We start from the raw sequence: 20182 nt of genomic DNA on the forward strand, positions 1-20182 counted from the left end.
AGCCATACATTCAAAGAGTGCGTAATAGCTCACTAGTCGAGAGATCTTGCGCCGAAAATGTCCGGGGCTAAAACACACCACCGAAGCTGTGGAATCATACTTCGTATGATTGGTAGAGGAGCATTCTTAACTGCGACGAAGCTGTACCGTAAGGAGCAGTGGAGTGTTAAGAAGAGAGAATGCCGGAATGAGTAGCGAGATAGAAGTGAGAATCTTCTAGGCTGAATATCCAAGGTTTCCAGAGTAAAGCTGATCTGCTCTGGGTAAGTCGGGGCCTAAGGCGAGGACGAGAGTCGTAGTCGATGGACAACAGGTTGATATTCCTGTACCATATAGTAACAGAACTGTGGGGACACAGAAAGGTAGGAAAAGCCGGGAATGGAAAAACCGGCGCAAGCACAAAGTCAAGCTGGATAGGCAAATCCGTCCGGTGATGGTGAAGTGTGATGCGGAGTGAAATTTAAGTAACGAAGTTTCTGAACCTATGCTGTCGAGAAAAGCCGCTATTGTTTGCTATATGCCCGTACCGTAAACCGACACAGGTGGATGAGGAGAGAATCCTAAGGCCGACGGGAGAAGCATTGTTAAGGAACTCGGCAAAATGACCCCGTAACTTCGGGAGAAGGGGTGCCTGGGAAACCAGGCCGCAGAGAATTGGCCCAAGCAACTGTTTAGCAAAAACACAGGTCTATGCAAAACCGAAAGGTGAGGTATATGGGCTGACGCCTGCCCGGTGCTGGAAGGTTAAGGGGAGAGGTTAGACGCAAGTCGAAGCTTTGAACTTAAGCCCCAGTAAACGGCGGCCGTAACTATAACGGTCCTAAGGTAGCGAAATTCCTTGTCGGGTAAGTTCCGACCCGCACGAAAGGCGTAATGATTTGGGCACTGTCTCGACAATGCACCCGGTGAAATTGAAATACCAGTGAAGATGCTGGTTACCTGCGCCAGGACGGAAAGACCCCATGGAGCTTTACTTCAGCTTGATACTGGGATTCGGTGCTGCATGTACAGGATAGGTGGGAGACTAGGAAGTAGGAACGCCAGTTCTTACGGAGTCGCTGTTGGGATACCACCCTTGTAGTACTGGATTTCTAACCTGTAGCCGTGACCCGGCTAGGGGACAATGTCAGGCGGGGAGTTTGACTGGGGCGGTCGCCTCCGAAAGGGTATCGGAGGCGCTCAAAGGTTCTCTCAGAATGGTTGGAAACCATTCGTAGAGTGCAAAGGCATAAGAGAGCTTGACTGTGACACCGACGGGTGGAGCAGGTACGAAAGTAGGACTTAGTGATCCGGTGGTATAAAGTGGGATTGCCATCGCTCAACGGATAAAAGCTACCCTGGGGATAACAGGCTTATCACTCCCAAGAGTTCACATCGACGGAGTGGTTTGGCACCTCGATGTCGGCTCATCGCATCCTGGGGCTGTAGTAGGTCCCAAGGGTTGGGCTGTTCGCCCATTAAAGCGGTACGCGAGCTGGGTTCAGAACGTCGTGAGACAGTTCGGTCCCTATCCGGCGTAGGCGTAGGATATTTGAGAGGAGCTGCCCTTAGTACGAGAGGACCGGGGTGGACTGACCTCTGGTGTATCGGTTGTTCTACCAAGAGCATGGCCGAGTAGCCAAGTCGGGACGGGATAAACGCTGAAGGCATCTAAGCGTGAAGCCCCCCTCAAGATAAGATATCCCATTGCGAAAGCAAGTAAGACCCCTTAAAGACGATAAGGTTGATAGGACAAAGGTGGAAGTGTGGTAACACATGTAGCTGATTGTTACTAATAGGTCGAGGGCTTAACCTAAAAGGTTTGTTTAAAAGATTGTTGATCAATGTTTAATGGATTAACAATTTGATTGAAAAAAAGCTTTTCAATCAAATTGTTATATGGTATAATTGAAAAGTGACTTAGTCATCTAAAGTTATTTTAGATGGCCCGGTGGCTCAGTTGGTTAGAGCGCCGCCCTGTCACGGCGGAGGTCGTGGGTTCGAGTCCCATCCGGGTCGTTAGCTTAAGAAATTAAGCGAAAAATTGATATGGGATCTTAGCTCAGCTGGGAGAGCATCTGCCTTACAAGCAGAGGGTCATAGGTTCGAGCCCTATAGGTCCCATTCAGTTACAGTAATGCCGACAGACGATTAGGGTTCGGTGGATTTAATTTTATACGCCGACGTGGCTCAATTGGCAGAGCAGCTGACTTGTAATCAGCAGGTTATCGGTTCGAGTCCGATCGTCGGCTTAGGAACATGGATGGGTTCCCGAGTGGCCAAAGGGGGCAGACTGTAAATCTGTTAGCAACGCTTTCGAAGGTTCGAATCCTTCTCCATCCACTGATTGATACTAAGCATAAGATAATTAATATCAATCAACAAAAAAAATAATATCGCGGGGTGGAGCAGTCTGGAAGCTCGTCGGGCTCATAACCCGAAGGTCATAGGTTCAAATCCTATCCCCGCAACTCCAATCCGAAAGGATTGAAATTAAATAGTTATCATATCCATGCCCAGATAGCTCAGTTGGTAGAGCAGAGGACTGAAAATCCTCGTGTCACTGGTTCGATTCCGGTTCTGGGCATTTGTTTTATGCTTCCATGGTATATAATGTCAGAAGTATAAAACTATGGGATATTAGCTCAGTCGGTAGAGCACTTGACTTTTAATCAAGGTGTCCCGGGTTCGAATCCCGGATGTCTCATTAATTAAAGAAAGCTGTAAAATAATTGGACAATCCATTATTTTACAGCTTTTTTGGCTTTGTTATGTTTTTTTAACTAAAATGTTTTGATACAATATACAACCAATCAATGTGAAATATGTTAATACTGCCTACCATCTTAAAAATGTAAGAGAGAAGATACGTTCTTTAGTAAAGATAAATCATTTATTCTAAGATTTGATTTGTTCTTTGAAAATTACTTGTTACAAGAACAATACCTTATCCATACAACTTATGATATACTCATATTTGAGCAGTACAAGTTTAAATATGAGTTGAATTCAAGGATATCAAACGGTAGAATAAAAGAAAAGTCAGTATTTATTGAGAGGAAGGAGGTATTAAAAAAGATTGATTTATTTTACAGAGGAAAGTCTTCCAAATTTAAATAAGTAACTATAGCTTTGTATAAATTAAAATTATGATCTGACACATACTAAGTAATGGATTTATGTATTGGATGATGAGTATATATGAGTAGAAAATCTGTTTTAGCATAGAATTAAACTAAAAGACCTGATATTTGTGCTATAATAAAACTATGAAAGCAATGGAGATGATTCTATGACAAAAGAAACAGAGCAACTTGTGAGGATTGTGAAGGATAGTAATAATATTGTATTCTTTGGTGGAGCAGGTGTATCTACTGAATCTGGTATCCCAGATTTTCGCTCAGAAAACGGTCTTTATACTACTGGGGGAGGAAAAAAATATTCCCCGGAAAAATTATTATCTCATAGTTTTTTTATGAGGCATACGCTTGACTTTTTTACATTCTATAAAGAACACATGATTTATAAAGAAGCTAAGCCTAATCAAGCACATTTTGCATTAGCAAGGTTAGAAGAATTAGGAAAATTGACTGCTGTTATTACTCAAAACATTGATAATTTACACCAGATGGCAGGAAGTCAAACGGTGTATGAGTTACATGGTTCATCCAATAGAAACTACTGTATGAAATGTAGGAAGAGCTATGAACTTGATCAAATAATGAGTATGGATACCGTTCCAATTTGTACAGATTGTGGCGGTGTTATAAAACCCGATGTTGTTTTATATGAGGAGGAATTAAATCAGACAGTCGTTCAAAAAGCAATCGAAGCAATTGAAAAGGCAGATACTATGATTGTAGGAGGTACTTCACTCGTTGTATGGCCGGCAGCAAGTTTACTAGAGTATTTTAATGGTGATAATCTGGTATTAATTAATAAAAGTGAGACAAGCTATGATAGAAGGGCATCCTTGGTGATTCAGGATTCTATTGGTGCGGTTATGGATACCGTGTTACAAAACATTTTGGAATCTGAGTGAAAAGCTAGTTTTTGCGAATAAATTCGTTTTAAGTAATTAAAGAAATATATGGAATGTTTCATATAGTCTATAACCTGTTACTTAATTATTGTGCTATATGTTATTAAAAAACATGAAAATTCCTTGAAATTAAGCAGATTTGGCATTGAGATATTTTCTGTTACATGATAATATGAGTAAGGAATAATTAGGAATAACATAGTGTTGTAAGTTGCAGTGATGATTTAAATTTGGGAGGTATAAAAAATGAAATTTTTTATAGACACAGCGAATGTAGAAGAAATCAAAAAGGCAAATGACATGGGTGTTATTTGTGGTGTTACAACAAACCCATCATTAATCGCAAAAGAAGGTAGAGATTTTAAGGAAGTAATCACGGAGATCACCAATATTGTAGATGGTCCAATAAGTGGCGAAGTAAAAGCTACTACTGTGGATGCTGAAAAGATGATTGAAGAGGGACGAGAAATTGCTAAAATACATCCTAATATGGTAGTTAAAATTCCTATGACAGTAGAAGGATTAAAAGCAACCAAAGTGTTATCTTCGGAAGGAATTAAAACAAATGTTACACTAGTATTTTCTGCAAATCAGGCGCTATTAGCTGCTAGAGCAGGAGCAACATATGTTTCTCCATTCTTAGGTAGACTTGATGACATTTCAACTCCTGGAATTGATTTAATTCGTACAATCTCAGAAATTTTCGAAATCTATAACCTACCAACTGAGATTATTGCTGCAAGTGTAAGAAATCCAGTTCATATTACAGATTGTGCATTAGCGGGTGCACATATTGCAACAGTCCCATATAGCGTTATTGTTCAATGTACGAAACATCCATTAACTGATGCTGGTATTGAGAAGTTTAAAGCAGATTACAAAGCTGTATTCGGAGAGTAATTCTTTATTGGACTAAGCATAGTATTATGAAACATAATCTCCCATGTAAGAGTAAAATTTGCTCTTGCATGGGGATTTATATCAATTCAATAAACATCAGATTTTATTGTTTATTATTTTATTGGGACCAAACTAATGTTCCAGTAATTAAGTTAACAGTACTAAGGAACACTTATATCAGAAGTTCAAAATTAAACTTCCGATAAGTTGATTATTAGAAATGTATTTAGGAGGATATCACATGAATAACATTGACACAATGTCCATTAATGCGATCCGTGTATTAGCTGCGGATGCTGTACAGAAAGCTAAATCAGGTCATCCGGGATTACCACTTGGATGTGCAGCCATCGCTTATGATATATGGGCAAATGAAATGAAGCATAATCCAGCAAACCCTGATTGGGCGAATCGAGATCGTTTCATATTATCTGGTGGACATGGATCTACGTTATTGTATTCCTTGTTACATTTATTTGGATATGGTTTAACCAAAGAAGATATGATGCAATTCCGTCAGTTAGACTCCCTTACTCCTGGACACCCAGAGTATCGTCATACAAAGGGCGTAGAAGCTACAACAGGACCTCTTGGTGCAGGTATGGCAATGGCAGTTGGTATGGCAATGGCAGAGGAGCATTTAGCAGCAAAGTTTAATAAAGAAAATTATCCTGTAGTCGACCATTATACTTATGTACTTGGTGGGGATGGCTGTATGATGGAAGGTATCTCTTATGAGGCATTTTCTTTAGCAGGTACGTTAGGTCTTTCAAAATTAATCGTTTTCTATGATTCTAATAAGATTTCTATCGAAGGCGATACCGATATAGCATTCACTGAAGATGTTTTAAAACGTTTTGAGGCATTTCACTTCCAGACTATCGTAGTGGAAGATGGTAACAACATTGAAGAAATCTCTAATGCGGTAAAAGCAGCGAAGGCTGATACAACAAGACCAAGTTTAATCCTATGTAAAACTCAGATTGGTTATGGCTGTCCTGCAAAACAGGGTAAGGCAAGTGCTCATGGAGAACCTCTTGGTGATGACAATGTCTTAGCATTAAAAGAGAATATTGGTTGGCCATCCAAAGAACCTTTCTTTGTACCAGAAGAAGTATATTCTCACTATAAGGAAATTGCAGCAAAAAAGGCAGAGGATGAAACTGCTTGGAATAAGATGTTTGAAGAATACCTTGCTGCTTATCCAGAGATGAAAGAAGCTTGGGAGAAGGAATTTAATCTTGATATAGCAAAAGAATTACTTGATAATGAAGAATTCTGGTCATTTGAGGACAAACCAGAAGCAACTAGAAATTTATCTGGTGTTGTTCTAAATAAATTAAAGAATTATGTACCAAGCTTAATTGGTGGTGCAGCAGACTTAGCTCCTTCAACAAAAACTTATTTAAAAGAAGAAGGGGATTTCTCCAAAGACAACAGACTTGGAAGAAACCTTCACTTTGGTGTAAGAGAGCTAGCTATGGCAGCCATCGGAAATGGTATGGTATTACATGGTCTACGTGCTTATGTATCTACCTTCTTTGTATTTAGTGACTATATGAAACCAATGGCAAGATTATCATCACTTATGAGAATACCAACAACTTTTGTTTGGACTCATGACAGTATTGGTGTTGGAGAAGATGGCCCAACTCATGAGCCAATTGAGCAGCTTGCGATGTACCGAGCAATGCCAAACTTTCATGTATTCCGTCCAGCAGATGCGACAGAGACAATTGCGGCATGGTATAGCGCAGTAACATCAAAAGAAACTCCAACAGCTCTTGTATTAACAAGACAGAACCTCCCACAGTTAGCTGGTTCTTCAAAAGAGGCCTTAAAGGGTGCTTATGTATTAGAAGACTCAAATAAGGAAATCCCAGATGCCATTATTATTGCAACTGGTTCTGAAGTTGAACTTGCGGTAGCTGCAAAAGCAGAGTTATTAAAAGAAGGTGTTGATGTACGTGTTGTTAGTATGCCATGTATGGACATCTTCGAGGAGCAGAGCAAGGAGTATAAAGAAAGCGTTCTTCCAAGTGCAGTACGTAAGAGAGTAGCAGTGGAAGCACTGATCGGATATGGCTGGGAGAGATATGTTGGCTTAGATGGTGCGATTGTTTCTATGAACGGATTTGGTGCATCAGCTCCTGCTGCAACCTTATTTAAGAAGTTCGGCTTTACTACAGAGAATGTTGTGGCAGCAGTGAAATCGGTATTATAAGATATTTTGTATTCTTTAAAAGATAAATATCCTTGGAAGAAATGATTTATTTCTTTATGTAAGGGAGTTTGATATAGTTAAGATAAAGGTAAAGAGAAGGGGCTGTGAAAAAAGCACCTAACTAGAAAAGAGGATTTTTAATTCACGTTAGTGAGTTAAAAATCCTCTTTTTGTGGTAAAATTTATCTGCAATGAAAAATCAAACCACAACTTATTCTAAATCAAAACAAGGCATTTTGCCAATGTTTATTTCAGATTTTCTTGATATTTGTGATCCGGTTTTGACATTTGACGAATTCATGGAGGGAATTGACTTAGCTAAGTATCTGAGAAACATACCAGAACATGAAACTGGGCGCATCAGATATAATCCCGTCAACATGCTGAAAACGGTGCTTTTTGGATTTATGACCCAGGGCTACATGTCACTAAGAGAACTGGAAGATAACTGCAGAGTAAATATCAGATTCATGTATTTAATTGATAACGAAAGACCTTCCTACAGGACTTTTTCCTATTTCATCAATGATGTTTTAGGTGACTCCATTGAAGATATTTTCAACGATATCAATAAAAAGATTTTTGAACAGGAAAATGTAGACCTCAACCACCTTTACATAGACGGTTCAAAATTTGAAGCAAATGCGAATAAGTACAGCTGGGTATGGAAAAAAGCTACTGAGAAATCCAGATACCGACTGTTTGAAAAGATAACTGCCCTTTTTCATGAAATCAATACAGACCTTGAATGGTCAGGGCTTAAAATAGAAGCAAACGTAGAGTATGCACCTGAACAGCTACGTGAAATAGCTGATCAGTATGCCAAGGTTTGGAACGTTGATAGATCCGATTTTGTTTATGGAAAGGGACATCGAAAAACCTGTCAGCAGAGGCAGTATGAGAAGCTTTTAGAGTATGCCTCAAAGCTGGAGGAATACATAGAAAAGGTGAATATCTGTGGCCCTGCACGTAACAGTTATTCCAAAACAGATCATTCCGCCACATTTATGAGGATAAAAACGGATTACATGGGAAATGATCAGTTACTTCCGGCATACAATGTACAGGTTGGGGTAGCTGATGAATATATAGCAGTTGTTGACGTTAACCAGTATCGTTCAGACATGGACTGTTTTGTACCACTCATGGAGCAATTCAAAAAGACATATGGATTTTACCCGAAATATCCAACTGCGGATGCCGGATATGGTTCATATAATAACTATATTTACTGTGAACAGCATGATATGGAAAAATACATGAAATTCACTATGTTCAAGAAGGAAACCGAAGATAAAAAATACCATAATGATCCGTTCAGAGCTGTCAATTTCAGATTTAATTCGGAAGGATACATGATATGTCCAAATGAAAAGAGATTTATTTTTTCTCACCGAAGAGCAGTACGTGGAAATGAATACGGACGTCAGGAAGAAATCTATGTCTGCGAAGACTGCAGCAACTGTCCATATACAGCTCAATGCAAGAAAACAGAGAATAATCGTACTATAAGAATCAATCAAGAACTGACAGCGATGCATCAGGAAGTGATTGAAAATCTTGAAAGTATACATGGTGCACTTTTAAGAATGAATCGATCCATTCAAGCAGAAGGAACATTTGGAATCATGAAAAATGATCGAAACTATAAAAGAATTGTCAGAAGAGGAATCAATTCTGTACGATTAGAGATTTTTTTAGTTTCTATCGGACAAAATCTATATAAATATCATAATAAAAAGATGCGACTTCAAAAATCAGCATAAAATCCAAAATGCTGATTCTATGGGGTAGGGGGATTTATGCTCTTTTTTAGAGTGTTGATTTAGATTAAAAACAACTAGAGACGTCGGTTAAACCGACGTCTCTGTGTTAGGGGCTTTTTTCACAGCCCCTTCTTTTTGTTTTTGTATAATGTTTGTTTTTGTATAATGTTTGATTTTGTAGATAATGTTTGATTTTGCAGATAATGTTTGATTTTGCAGATAATGTTTGATTTTGTAGATAATGTTTAGTTTTTTAGAGTTATGTATAGATCTGTGTTAAGTTCTGTAGTTTGATTGTTTTCTATTATTCTATATTACTAGGGTTAGAGTTTTTTACTTATTCCTTATATAGTTCATATTTCTGAACATGATAAATACCCTATGTAATACCATTGAACTTTGATCTACGATATTAAATTGCAGGTTTTGATTTAATTTAGTATATTTTAATGCAAATCTAATTAACTTATCTATTGAAATAACCTTACAGAATCGCTAAAATTAGGATATATACTTGATTTTAAATGCGTGTTCTAAGATCGGATTGACGGAGCATGGAAAGCACCATTATGGAAAGCTTAATAACATTATGGAAAGTTATATGACTAATTTTGAGGTTGTTATTGGTTAAAGTAAAATTAATTGGAATAGAGAAGGAGAAAAGGTATGGCAAAGATATTGATTGTTGAGGATGAAGCTAAGATTGCTAGATTCGTAGAACTTGAACTAAAGTATGAGGGGTATACGGTTGATATTGCAAATGATGGAAGATCAGGACTTGAAAAGGCATTAAAGCCAGATGTTGATTTAGTATTGCTAGATATCATGCTCCCAGGGCTAAGTGGTATTGAGGTTTGTAGGAGAATACGTATGGAATCCCAGGTACCTATTATCATGTTAACTGCTAAAGATGACGTTACGGATAAAGTAGCTGGCCTTGATATGGGAGCGGATGATTATATGACAAAACCGTTTGCAATTGAAGAGTTATTAGCGAGAATTCGTGTGGCACTCAGTAGACATAGTAAAGGTGCTACAGAAGCAAAACAGGATGTTTTAATTCATGGAGAGCTTAGATTAAATCTGGCAAGTCATAGTGCATATTTTGGTGAGGAAGAATTATCCCTTACAAAGAAAGAATATGAATTGCTAGAGTATTTAATGAGAAATAAAAACATAGCGCTAACAAGAGAACAATTACTCAATAATGTATGGGATTACGAATATTTTGGTGATACCAATGTAGTAGATGTTTATATTCGTTATCTCAGACAAAAAATTGACGATAAGTACGGGGTTCATTTAATCAGTACAGTTCGAGGGGTGGGATATATAATTCGAGATGAAAAATAAAGCTGTTGAAAAGTTACGTAACATATTAAAAAAAATTGTGCTACCATACCGTGAAAAAAAAGAAGCAATCTTCGGTGGAATTCGTCTCTCTATTACCAATCGAATTGCTATGAATTATATGAAGCTTTTAATTATTAATGGCGTTCTATTTTTCTTTATATTTTCTATTCTCTATCTAAACATAGAAAAAGGAAGATATGAGGACCTAGCAGAAGAGATTGTTGTTAATTTGGAGAATGATGGGGGCGTTTTTGGAACTGAAGTAAATCCCTATTCAAAATTAGGTGTTAACATGATTTTATATGAAGCCGATACAGAGCGAGAGGTATACAATGATGTTACTTATGATACAAAAAATTATAGTCGTATTTTTAAATCGATTCATTTTACAAAATCAAGTGATACCCATCGTCTTGTTCTAGATGATGAAATAGAATTTGTTCAGGGTGGAACGCTATACCGAGCCCGGTTTTTTTATAATATGACAAAAGACTATAATCGTATGTGGTCTTTAGTATGGAATATGTTAATTTTATATGCTTTCATTGTATTCTTTATTATGAAAGAGGGAAAGAAGGATAATGTTAAACTTCTTGAGCCAATTCAATCTATGTCTGCGACAGTAAATCGTTTGACTGTGAATAACCTTCATAGCGAGCGTTTAAATGTGGCTGGAACGAAGAATGAGTTAAAGGACTTAGCGATTGTTTTTAATAATATGTTGGATCGATTAGAGACATCCTATGAGAGTCAAAAGCAATTTGTTTCGGATGCATCACATGAGCTTCGAACACCGATTGCGGTTATTCAAGGATATATTAATATGCTTGATCGATGGGGATCAAAAGATCAAGAAATATTAGAGGAATCGATTGAAGCGATTAAAAATGAAGCAAAAGCCATGCAGGATCTGGTGGAAAAACTTTTATTCCTTTCCAGGCATGATAAGAAAACGCTAAAATTAGAAAAAAAGATGTTCAATATGAAACCAATCGTAGAGGAAATGGTAAAAGAAACAAAGCTTGTTTCAGCAAATCGAATCATCGAAGCACCTTATCTGGAGGATGTTGATGTATATGGTGATAGGCAGGCTCTAAAACAGGCAATAAGAGTTTTTATTGATAATGCTGTTAAATATACTAGTGATGGAGATACCATCCGTATTTACTGCCGCAACATTCGAGGTGACTGTATGATTGGTGTTGAGGATACCGGAATTGGTATGACAAGAAAAGATATGGACAGCATCTTTAACCGATTTTATCGTTCTGATCATGTCCGTGATCGAAAAATAGAAGGTCATGGATTAGGTTTATCAATTGCAAAGCTAATTATAATGGCGCATACAGGAAGAATTAAAGTCCGTTCTCAGTATACAAGAGGAACAAGTTTTATTGTAACGATTCCAAGAATACGATATGATAATTAAAGGGAAGGACAGTAACTAGTTATACACTTACTGTCCTTTTTTTGTGAATAAAAGTCTGAAATTTTGCTTGAAGTGTGGATAAGTATATTCTACATTCGATATTTAACGATGAATAAGATAAAAAGATTAATTAAGATGAAAAAGTTAAATAAGGTATTGAATTTCTTACCCCATAAAAAATGTCAGAAATGGCTACAATATAAATACTTAATAGGACTTTTAGAGTGTCTTTTGATATGAAATAAATGAAAAAGGTGCTAAGTCCAATACAAGCTCTATTTAAAGCTGATATCATCCGTTAACACCTTTATAACGATAGATAGTTACACACTAAATACCAAATACCATATACCAGTAAGCTGTCTACTTGTCATAAAGTAAAGTTACTTTCTGTATTCATATTTTTTCATCTTGTGAAAAGTAAGGATTTAGTGGTATAACCTATCGTTTGCTCAAATTCTACACATAGTTTAATTCTGCTATGGAAGTAAGGAAGTCATCACAGTTTATTGTAAAGTCACAGGTGTTCTAACTTCCTTATGAAATCTATGCTATATTTTTAAACTGAGCCATATATAAGTTGTAGTAAGCTCCCTTCTTTTCAAGAAGCTCTGCGGCAGAACCAGATTCAATAATGCCACCATTATCGATAACAAAGATTCGATCTGCCTTCTGTATGGTAGAGAGACGATGGGCAATAACAAAGGAGGTACGTCCTTTGAGTAAAGCTTCAATTCCCTTTTGTACAAGAAGCTCTGTATGAGTATCAATACTAGAGGTAGCTTCATCTAGGATTAAGATCTTAGGTTTTGATACCATGGTACGGGCAAACGCTAATAACTGCTTTTGTCCAATGGATAATCCGGCACCACGTTCTTTTAATTCTGTATCGTAACCTTTCTCCATTTTCATAATGAATTCATGAGCATTTACTGCCTTGGCAGCAGTAATAATTTCTTCTTCGGTAGCGTCAAGTTTACCATAACTAATATTCTCCCTGACTGTACCAGTGAATAAGAAATTATCTTGAGTCATGACGCCCATTTGCTCACGTAAGCTTTCAATAGATACCTTTGTTAGGTCGTAGCCATCAATTGTGATAGTTCCTTCCTGAATATCATAGAATCTGCTAATTAGGTTAATAATTGTTGTTTTACCAGCTCCAGTTGGACCAACCAACGCTATCGTTTCGCCAGGCTTAACATGGAAGCTGACATCACGAAGGACATTGGTATCCTCATCATAAGAAAAGGAGACATGCTTAAATTCCACCTCGCCCTGAATATTAGGGAGGGTATAAACATCTTTCGCATCACTAACATCTGGTTTTGTATCAAGAATCTCAAAGATACGTTCTGCACCGGTAATATTCGTTATTAACTGATTATAAAAGTTACTTAAGTTTAGAAGTGGATGCCAAAACATAGAGATATAAGAACCAAAAGCTACAATTGTACCGACATTTACGCTCGGATCCTTACCTATAAGGTTGACACCAACCAGAAAAAGAAATAGGGAGGCGAGTGCCCAGCAGATATCAACGATTGGGCCAAAGGCATCTGCAAATAGTACTGCTGACATAAAAGAATCACGATGTTCTTTTAATAATTCATCAAACTCTTCTTCTGTTTCATTTTCTGCACCAAAACTCTGTATAATACGCATTCCGGATACATCTTCATGAATGAAGGCATTGACATTGGAACTTTTTTTCTTATGAATCTGCCAACGTTTGTGTGCTCTTGTCTGAACAAACCATACGCCAAATGCCATTAGTGGGAAACTACAAAGGGAAGCAAGTGCTAGTTTATAGTTTTTCACAAACATAATAACAACAACAGAACATATGGTAATAAAATCAGGAATTAAAGTGGTTACACTATTACTGAGTACATCTTTCAGTGAATTAACATCACCCATAATACGAGCAAGAATCTTACCGGTTGGTCTTGAGTCAAAGAATTTAAAACTCAAGGTCTGTATATGAGTGTAAAGTTCCTGACGTATTGTAACGAGTACACTATTAGATAATCTAGACATAATGAACATTCGAAGCTTTACTAACAGTACTAAGGTTATATTTAGCACGAGTGCAAAGATTCCTAGTTTCAGTAATCCATTGACATTACCACGCTTGATATAGTTATCAATTGCTGTCTCTATAATTAAAGGATTGACCAAAGAAATGCTAATTGTACCACACATAATCAGTAGTACTACGGCGATTGATTTCTTGTAAGCAAGCAGATAGCGATATAATCTTAGCAGGGTATTTTTTTTCGAGGTTACGTGAAGACTTTCATCTTCTTTAATAGCGTTCACAGCCATAGTTTCACGTCCTTTCGCTATGGGAATTCTATTCATGACAAGGAAAAGTTCGCCTAGCGTACTTTTTCTTGTTTCAGCAGTATCACATCTGTCACAGATGTGATATGCAATGGAAGTTAAATTAATAGTTACATGCGATTACCTCTTTGGAGGCTTCTAAATAATCGCCATACTGTGCCATATAGGTTTCATAATAGAGTCCTTTTTTCTGTAAAAGGCTGTTATGAGTTCCTCGTTCTGCAATTGTTCCATTTTCTAAGAAAATGATTTCATCTGCATTACGAACAGCACTGATTCTGTGAGCGATGATAATCTTTGTAGTTCCATTTAAGGAATTTAATGTTTCTTGTATCTGATGTTCTGTTTCCATATCAAGAGCAGAAGTAGAGTCATCTAGAACTAAGATAGGAGCTTTTTTTGCAATAGCTCTACCGATACTGATACGCTGCTTTTGACCTCCAGACAATCCAACTCCACGCTCTCCAATAATAGTTTCGTATTGTTCCTCCATTTGCTCAATAAAATCGGAGGCCTGAGCACGTTTTAGTGCATGAATGATTTCATCTTCTTCAATGGATGATTTCTTTCCAAGCTTAACGTTTTCATTAATGGTATCTGAGAAAAGGAATACATCTTGCATTACTAAAGAAACGCTTTTTCTTAGCTGAGTAAGATTTAGTTCTTTAATATTCACTCCATCTAACAGTACTTCTCCTTGTTTTACATCATAAAATCTCTGGATCAGATTAATTATGGAGGTCTTACCAGCACCAGTTGCGCCCATTATACCAATTGTCTTACCTGCAGGTAAGTGAAAATTGATATTATGAAGAATCTCTTTCCCATCGATTTCAAAATCTACATTACGAAATTCGATATTCCCAGTTACCTCTTCAAGAATAACAGGATTTTCTGGATTTTTTATAGTAGGTGTTTCTGCAAAAATCTTTTTAATCTTCTTATTTGAAGCGACAGCAGATGCAGCAGCGTTTGTTAACCATCCAATCATCTCCATCGGCCAGGTAATATTATTGCTATACTCAACAAAAGCAGCAAGTACACCTAGGGTGATTTCACCTTGAATGGTTAAGTAGCCTCCATAGATAATAGTGATTAATGGAAGTGCTCTGGTGATCAGCTGAAATAATGGCTGATAACGAATGAGAACTTTGGATTGGCTCATATTCAAGTCGTAATAGCGTTTGTTGTGAGATAAAAATTTCTGAATTTCAAATTTTTCACGAGCAAAAGCTTTTACTGTTCGAACACCAGCAAGATTTTCTTGTGCGATGGTATTAAGAGTTGCATTTTGTTCGCTGATTTCTTCATATATTCCACCCAGCTTTCTCTCTAATAGAAATGCTAAGAGTGCTACCAGTGGCATTGCGATAACTGGAATTAAGAATAATTTTTTATTCAGATGGAACATGCAATATAAGATGATACTGGTATGAATGGTTACCTCTATTAGTAACATACTGACGTAGTTAAAGGCATCCCAGATACGATCAACATCATCTTTTACACGGGACATAAGCTCTCCAGTGTTATTTTTATCAAAAAAATCTACGGATAGTGTTTGTATATGGCGAAACAACTTGCTTCTTAAATCAGCAGATATTTTGGAGCTTACGGAATCAAAGTTATATTCTTTTAAGTATCCAAAGATACAACGACCTGCTCCGATAAGAAAAACAACAAGCAGCAGTGGAGCAAGTTGGTCTCGTTTCCCTTTTTCAATGACATCATCAACAATACGCATAGTAACCTGTGGATTCAGCATATCTAAACCAACGGTTATGAAAATGCAAGTGATGGCAAAGGCATAACGATACCAGTATTTTTTTAAATAGTGCGAGATTTTCATAAGGTGTCTCTCCTCCTTACACACCTATCTAGGTATTTGATTACAATTTGGGTAAAGAAAGGACTAGTTTTATTTCTGTCATGGGTGCTGATCCGAGACAGAAATGTGACTTGCACACGACAAAGGATATGGTTTCTCACAGGTGAAACCATGAAAAGACAAAAAAAAGCCGTGGCAAGATACCACGGCATTCATTCTAAGATATAATAATACTATAGACGTATACCGGAGGCAGTCCTGCATGAATTAATTGTGTTATTTAACATTCCAAAATTATTGATCTTCTTACTCATGAATTCTTACCTCACTTTCTTTATTATTTCCATAGATTGAGTAGATCTACAGATGTAATTATGGTTACTTTTGAATTATATTCCAGTATTGTGGCTATGTCAACCCTAAAATTTATAATTTTTTAATTTTTATGTAAAAAATTATAAACTATCCTTAATTTCCTACGAGTGAATAACTTCTGGATTCTGCTGTATTTCTTTTCATTTCTTAGACCTATACGATAAGGAAATGTAACAGTTAGATAATAAATACTTATGACATTGTAACTAAGATTAACAAAATATTAAAGATACATTAAGACTTAAAAACTTCAAAAATTGTTCATAATTTTATGCTATAATGAAGATAATGCAGGAGAAAAAAGACAGTTAATAATTGAAAATTAAGTATACAAATTAGAAAAAAAGCCATAAGGATACATAGTGTAATATTATGTAAAGGAAAAGGTGACAAATATGGAATTACCGATGTTTTATGATCAAACAGAGGAATGGAATCGAGCCCTTTTATTATATGATGCGGCTCTTAAGGAAGTAAATACAAAGTTAGAAATTCTAAATAATGAGTTTAAGTTGGCACATCAATACAACCCAATCGAACATATTACTTCAAGAATAAAAACTCCACAAAGTATTGCTAAAAAAATTCGCCACAACAATATGGAGCTTACAGTTGAGAATATAGTCAAATACATTAATGATGTTGCCGGTATACGTATTATTTGTTCTTTTACTTCCGATATTTATCGAATCGCTGATTTGATTCGTAAACAAAGTGATGTAAAAGTATTAAAAATCAAGGATTATATTACAAATCCTAAGCCGAACGGATATACGAGTTACCATATGATTGTAACAGTGCCGATATTTTTATCACAGGAAATGATCGAAACTAAGGTTGAGATCCAGATCCGAACAATTGCGATGGATTTTTGGGCGAGTTTAGAACACAAGATGTACTATAAATTTGAAGGAAATGCACCTGCCCATATACGAAGAGAGCTTAAAGAGTGCGCTGATATTGTATCGTTTTTGGATCAGAAGATGTTAGCAATAAATGAAGAAATAAGAACCTATAGTGATGATGCAATGGATCATTATCGTGAAATTGTTTCTGATATGTTCCAAAGTAAAATTAAAGAATCTTACGGAAGCATCGTGGATGACGATAACGATGAGGAAGTAGTGAATGATAAAAATATTCCGGAAAAAGTAAAAGGAATTGAGCAAAAGGAGCTTATCATTGACCATGATATGAATGTAGACAGTGAGATGGTAAGTGCAATACAAGAAAAAGCGTTAAAGGCGAAGGCAAGTGATAAGGTACCTTTCTCCTTATTTGGAAGTAATAAGCGTAAAAAACAAGAGATGAAGGTAAATGTCTTATAACATCAAACATAACATCAGACAATACCAACTAGAATATTCTACTGAGAATATTAATATCGATATAAAACTACACGACAAAAAAACGGGTACAAACGAAGTTGTTCCAAGGAAAGCATGTTAGCTTCTCCAAGGTATTTCGTTTGTACCCATTTTTTATAGATGATTCCAGAGTATGTTAACTATAGAATCGTGCATGGAAAGCTAGTACCCATTATTCTATCTAGAACTTAAAATTTTTTAATAGGTCACCTAAGCCTGTGGTTGCTTGTTCTCCTGTACTATATTCTATTGGTGCGTTAGCTGCGTCGTCGAGAACTTCTTCCTCCTCAGAGACCGCTTTTATACTTAGACTGATTTTACCGTCTTTTACATCCAAGACTTTAACGTTTACCTCTTGACCTTCTTTTAATACCTCAGCAGGTGATTTAAGATGTTTTCCGCATATTTGAGAGATATGGACAAGTCCAGAAAGACCTTCTCCAATTGAAACAAAGGCACCAAATGGCATAAGCTTTTCAACAATACCAGTTGTTACAATACCTTTTTGTACTTGGGATATTTTATGAGCTTTTACTTTAGCTTCTTCCTCTCTTAACACTTCTTTTGCAGATAAAATTAGTTTATTTGCTGCTTTGTCTGCTGTTACTACGATTACTCTTAATTCTCTTCCAACAAAGGTTGAGACATCCTCTACATAAGAAAGGCTTAACATTGAGGCAGGAATAAATGCACGAATACCTTCTAAATAGGTTACAACGCCGCTATTTACAGCATTTGCTACTTTTACTGTAACAACAGTACGTTCTTCCATCATAGTTTTTAACTTATCCCAAGATAATAGATCATCTGCCTTCTTCTTTGATAGAAGTACATTGCCTTCCTTATCCTCTGATAACACCATAACAGTAATCTCTTCTCCGATGTTAACATCTGCTTTAATTGAAAATCGAGGATCATTACTTAATTCTTCTAGCTTAATGATACCCTCAGAGCAATACGCTAAGTCTACAATAACTTCGGTATCAGAGATACCAATTACAGTACCTTTCACAAGATCACCCTCTATTAAACGCTTTAAGGAATGATCAAGTTCCGTTTTAAAATCATCCATGGTTAAATTAGTTTCGTCCATTTTTTTCACCTCATTTATTTTGTGTAGTTTGGTCCTATCTTGTATCTAAAATACTTAAAAAATATGACAAACTCGATATTTTTAGTATAGCATGGTTGTTTCAAAGAAACAATGACTTACTTGATTATTGCAAAATGGTGTATTAAGATGTTGGAAGGAAATTATGAAATAAGAATAGAAATGAGGGAAACTATGAATGCATTTGTAAGTGATATAAAGAAATTTTTAGGAAATGGAAAGGATAATGAGGAAGGAAAATCTCTAGAGAGGTTTTTAATGGAATATGATCCTAATCGATATCAAAATCCATCTGTGACAGCAGATATTTTGGTTTTCCAAAAGAGGAAAGAAATTCATGACCTAGAAAATGGACTAAAGCTTCTCTTAATTCAAAGAAAAAACCATCCTTGTATTGGATGGTGGGCCCTACCAGGAGGATTTGTTGAAATTCATGAAGATATAGATAAGGCAGCGGCAAGAGAGCTTCTTGAAGAGACAGGACTAAGTGATATTCCTATGGAACAAATCTATACCTTTGGGAAACAGGATAGAGATCCAAGGACTAGAATAGTAACAGTTGCGTATCTAGCACTACTAGAATCTGACCAAAAAGTTATCGCTGGAGATGATGCGGCAGAAGCAGAATGGTTTTTCGTTAAGATTGATAAGGTAATAGAAGAGATTATGAAAGAAGATGGTATTGCATCAAAGAATAAAAGAAAAAGAGTTCGTTATCACATTGAGGTAATCTGCGAGAAAAATCATGATAGAAAGGCAGAGGCTATAGTAGATTACTTTACTAATGTTGATACACTTTTGTTACAAGAGGATTATAAAGTAATTGAGAGTAATGGAATTGCATTTGATCATCCTGCATTTATTGTAAGAGCATATCAGTTACTAAAAAACAGATTGTAATAGTAGAAAAAGAGAAGAAAATCTGCCAAAGTCATGGTATAAAACTGATTAATATTGTTGATACTAAAATTGCATAAAGCCTTATTTTTCATGCATCTGAAATAATATCTAAATAACAATTCCATAACAAAATATTGACATTTTGGAATTAGAGGACTATGATAACACACGGTTTTTATTTTAAATTTTGCAGTAATCATATGACAAAAGTAGGAGGTACATATGCAATTATTAGTTTTAATTCTAAAGAAGTATGAGTTTATGGATGAACTGCTAAAGCACCTGGCTAAGTCAGGAGTAAAAGGAGCTACTATTCTAGATGGAACCGGTATGGCAGAAGCTCTTGTAAATATGGAGGACTTGCCGATGTTTGGAGTTCTTAGGCGTATGCTTTCTGAGGAAGAAAAAGAAGTGAGTAAGGTTATGTTAATTGTTCTAAAGGATGAACAGGTTATTAAGGCTAGAACCGTGATCAAAGATGTGATTGGGGATTTGAAAGAGCCAAATACAGGGATTATGTTCTCAATCCCGATTACTTACGTAGAAGGGCTTGGTGATTAAT

At 36.4% G+C, this 20182-nt stretch carries 11 protein-coding genes, 7 tRNA genes, 1 rRNA gene and 1 pseudogene (1 of these 20 cut by a window edge); 17 read left to right on the plus strand and 3 right to left on the minus strand.

Features of this window, described 5'->3' with window-relative positions:
* From CC92_RS0111905 to CC92_RS21670, 14 genes are all read left to right on the plus strand, one after another.
* Positions 1-1795, plus strand: a 23S ribosomal RNA gene (locus CC92_RS0111905); it begins 1123 nt to the left of the window's first position.
* 129 nt (positions 1796-1924) lie between these two features.
* Positions 1925-1998 (plus strand) — tRNA-Asp (locus CC92_RS0111910).
* A gap of 32 nt (positions 1999-2030) precedes the next feature.
* Positions 2031-2103, plus strand: a tRNA-Val gene (locus CC92_RS0111915).
* 55 nt (positions 2104-2158) lie between these two features.
* A tRNA-Thr gene (locus tag CC92_RS0111920) sits at positions 2159-2231 on the plus strand.
* 9 nt (positions 2232-2240) lie between these two features.
* Positions 2241-2322 (plus strand) — tRNA-Tyr (locus CC92_RS0111925).
* A gap of 54 nt (positions 2323-2376) precedes the next feature.
* Positions 2377-2450: transfer RNA gene (locus CC92_RS0111930), tRNA-Met, on the plus strand.
* 43 nt (positions 2451-2493) lie between these two features.
* Positions 2494-2566: transfer RNA gene (locus CC92_RS0111935), tRNA-Phe, on the plus strand.
* A 47-nt stretch (positions 2567-2613) separates the two neighbouring features.
* Positions 2614-2686: transfer RNA gene (locus tag CC92_RS0111940), tRNA-Lys, on the plus strand.
* Between the two features lie 585 nt (positions 2687-3271).
* A complete protein-coding gene (locus CC92_RS0111945) occupies positions 3272-4021 on the plus strand; it encodes an NAD-dependent protein deacylase (RefSeq protein ID WP_029502668.1) in 750 nt (249 codons plus the stop codon).
* Positions 4022-4267: 246 nt separating this feature from the next.
* The gene (gene fsa / locus CC92_RS0111950) at positions 4268-4921 is read left to right on the plus strand and encodes a fructose-6-phosphate aldolase (RefSeq protein WP_029502667.1); all 654 of its coding nucleotides are present in this window, start codon (positions 4268-4270) and stop codon (positions 4919-4921) included.
* A gap of 241 nt (positions 4922-5162) precedes the next feature.
* Positions 5163-7145, plus strand: a complete 1983-nt coding sequence (tkt, locus tag CC92_RS0111955; RefSeq protein WP_029502666.1) for a transketolase — start codon at positions 5163-5165, stop codon at positions 7143-7145.
* A 191-nt stretch (positions 7146-7336) separates the two neighbouring features.
* On the plus strand, positions 7337-8911 hold the full coding sequence (locus CC92_RS0111960; RefSeq protein WP_029501492.1) for an IS1182 family transposase: 1575 nt from the start codon (positions 7337-7339) through the stop codon (positions 8909-8911).
* A 666-nt stretch (positions 8912-9577) separates the two neighbouring features.
* Positions 9578-10264: a response regulator transcription factor gene (locus CC92_RS0111965; RefSeq protein WP_029502665.1), complete on the plus strand. Its 687-nt coding sequence runs from the start codon at positions 9578-9580 to the stop codon at positions 10262-10264.
* Positions 10254-11693 carry a sensor histidine kinase gene (locus CC92_RS21670; protein WP_051650684.1) on the plus strand — a complete coding sequence of 480 codons (1440 nt, stop codon included), beginning with the start codon at positions 10254-10256 and terminating at the stop codon, positions 11691-11693. The genes CC92_RS0111965 and CC92_RS21670 overlap by 11 nt, the downstream gene beginning before the upstream one ends.
* Positions 11694-12239: 546 nt before the next feature.
* On the opposite strand, the gene CC92_RS0111975 is transcribed toward CC92_RS21670, so the two are convergent.
* A complete protein-coding gene (locus CC92_RS0111975) occupies positions 12240-14021 on the minus strand; it encodes an ABC transporter ATP-binding protein (RefSeq protein WP_029502663.1) in 1782 nt (593 codons plus the stop codon).
* A gap of 121 nt (positions 14022-14142) precedes the next feature.
* Positions 14143-15888: an ABC transporter ATP-binding protein gene (locus tag CC92_RS0111980; protein ID WP_031420376.1), complete on the minus strand. Its 1746-nt coding sequence runs from the start codon at positions 15886-15888 to the stop codon at positions 14143-14145.
* 749 nt (positions 15889-16637) lie between these two features.
* Here CC92_RS0111980 and CC92_RS0111985 point away from each other — a divergent pair.
* Positions 16638-17252: pseudogene (locus CC92_RS0111985) on the plus strand (GTP pyrophosphokinase); the annotation flags it as partial.
* Between the two features lie 538 nt (positions 17253-17790).
* Here the strand turns inward: CC92_RS0111985 and CC92_RS0111995 are convergent.
* Positions 17791-18702, minus strand: a complete 912-nt coding sequence (locus CC92_RS0111995; protein WP_029502660.1) for a S1 RNA-binding domain-containing protein — start codon at positions 18700-18702, stop codon at positions 17791-17793.
* Between the two features lie 192 nt (positions 18703-18894).
* Between CC92_RS0111995 and CC92_RS0112000 the strand changes: the two genes are divergently transcribed.
* A complete protein-coding gene (locus tag CC92_RS0112000; RefSeq protein WP_029502659.1) occupies positions 18895-19620 on the plus strand; it encodes an NUDIX domain-containing protein in 726 nt (241 codons plus the stop codon).
* Between the two features lie 222 nt (positions 19621-19842).
* On the plus strand, positions 19843-20181 hold the full coding sequence (locus tag CC92_RS0112005) for a hypothetical protein (RefSeq protein ID WP_029502658.1): 339 nt from the start codon (positions 19843-19845) through the stop codon (positions 20179-20181).
* The last annotated feature ends 1 nt before the right edge of the window (position 20182 follow it).

The sequence above is a fragment of the Lachnoclostridium phytofermentans genome (assembly GCF_000733755.1).
Classification (GTDB): Bacteria; Bacillota; Clostridia; order Lachnospirales; family Lachnospiraceae; genus Lachnoclostridium; species Lachnoclostridium phytofermentans_A.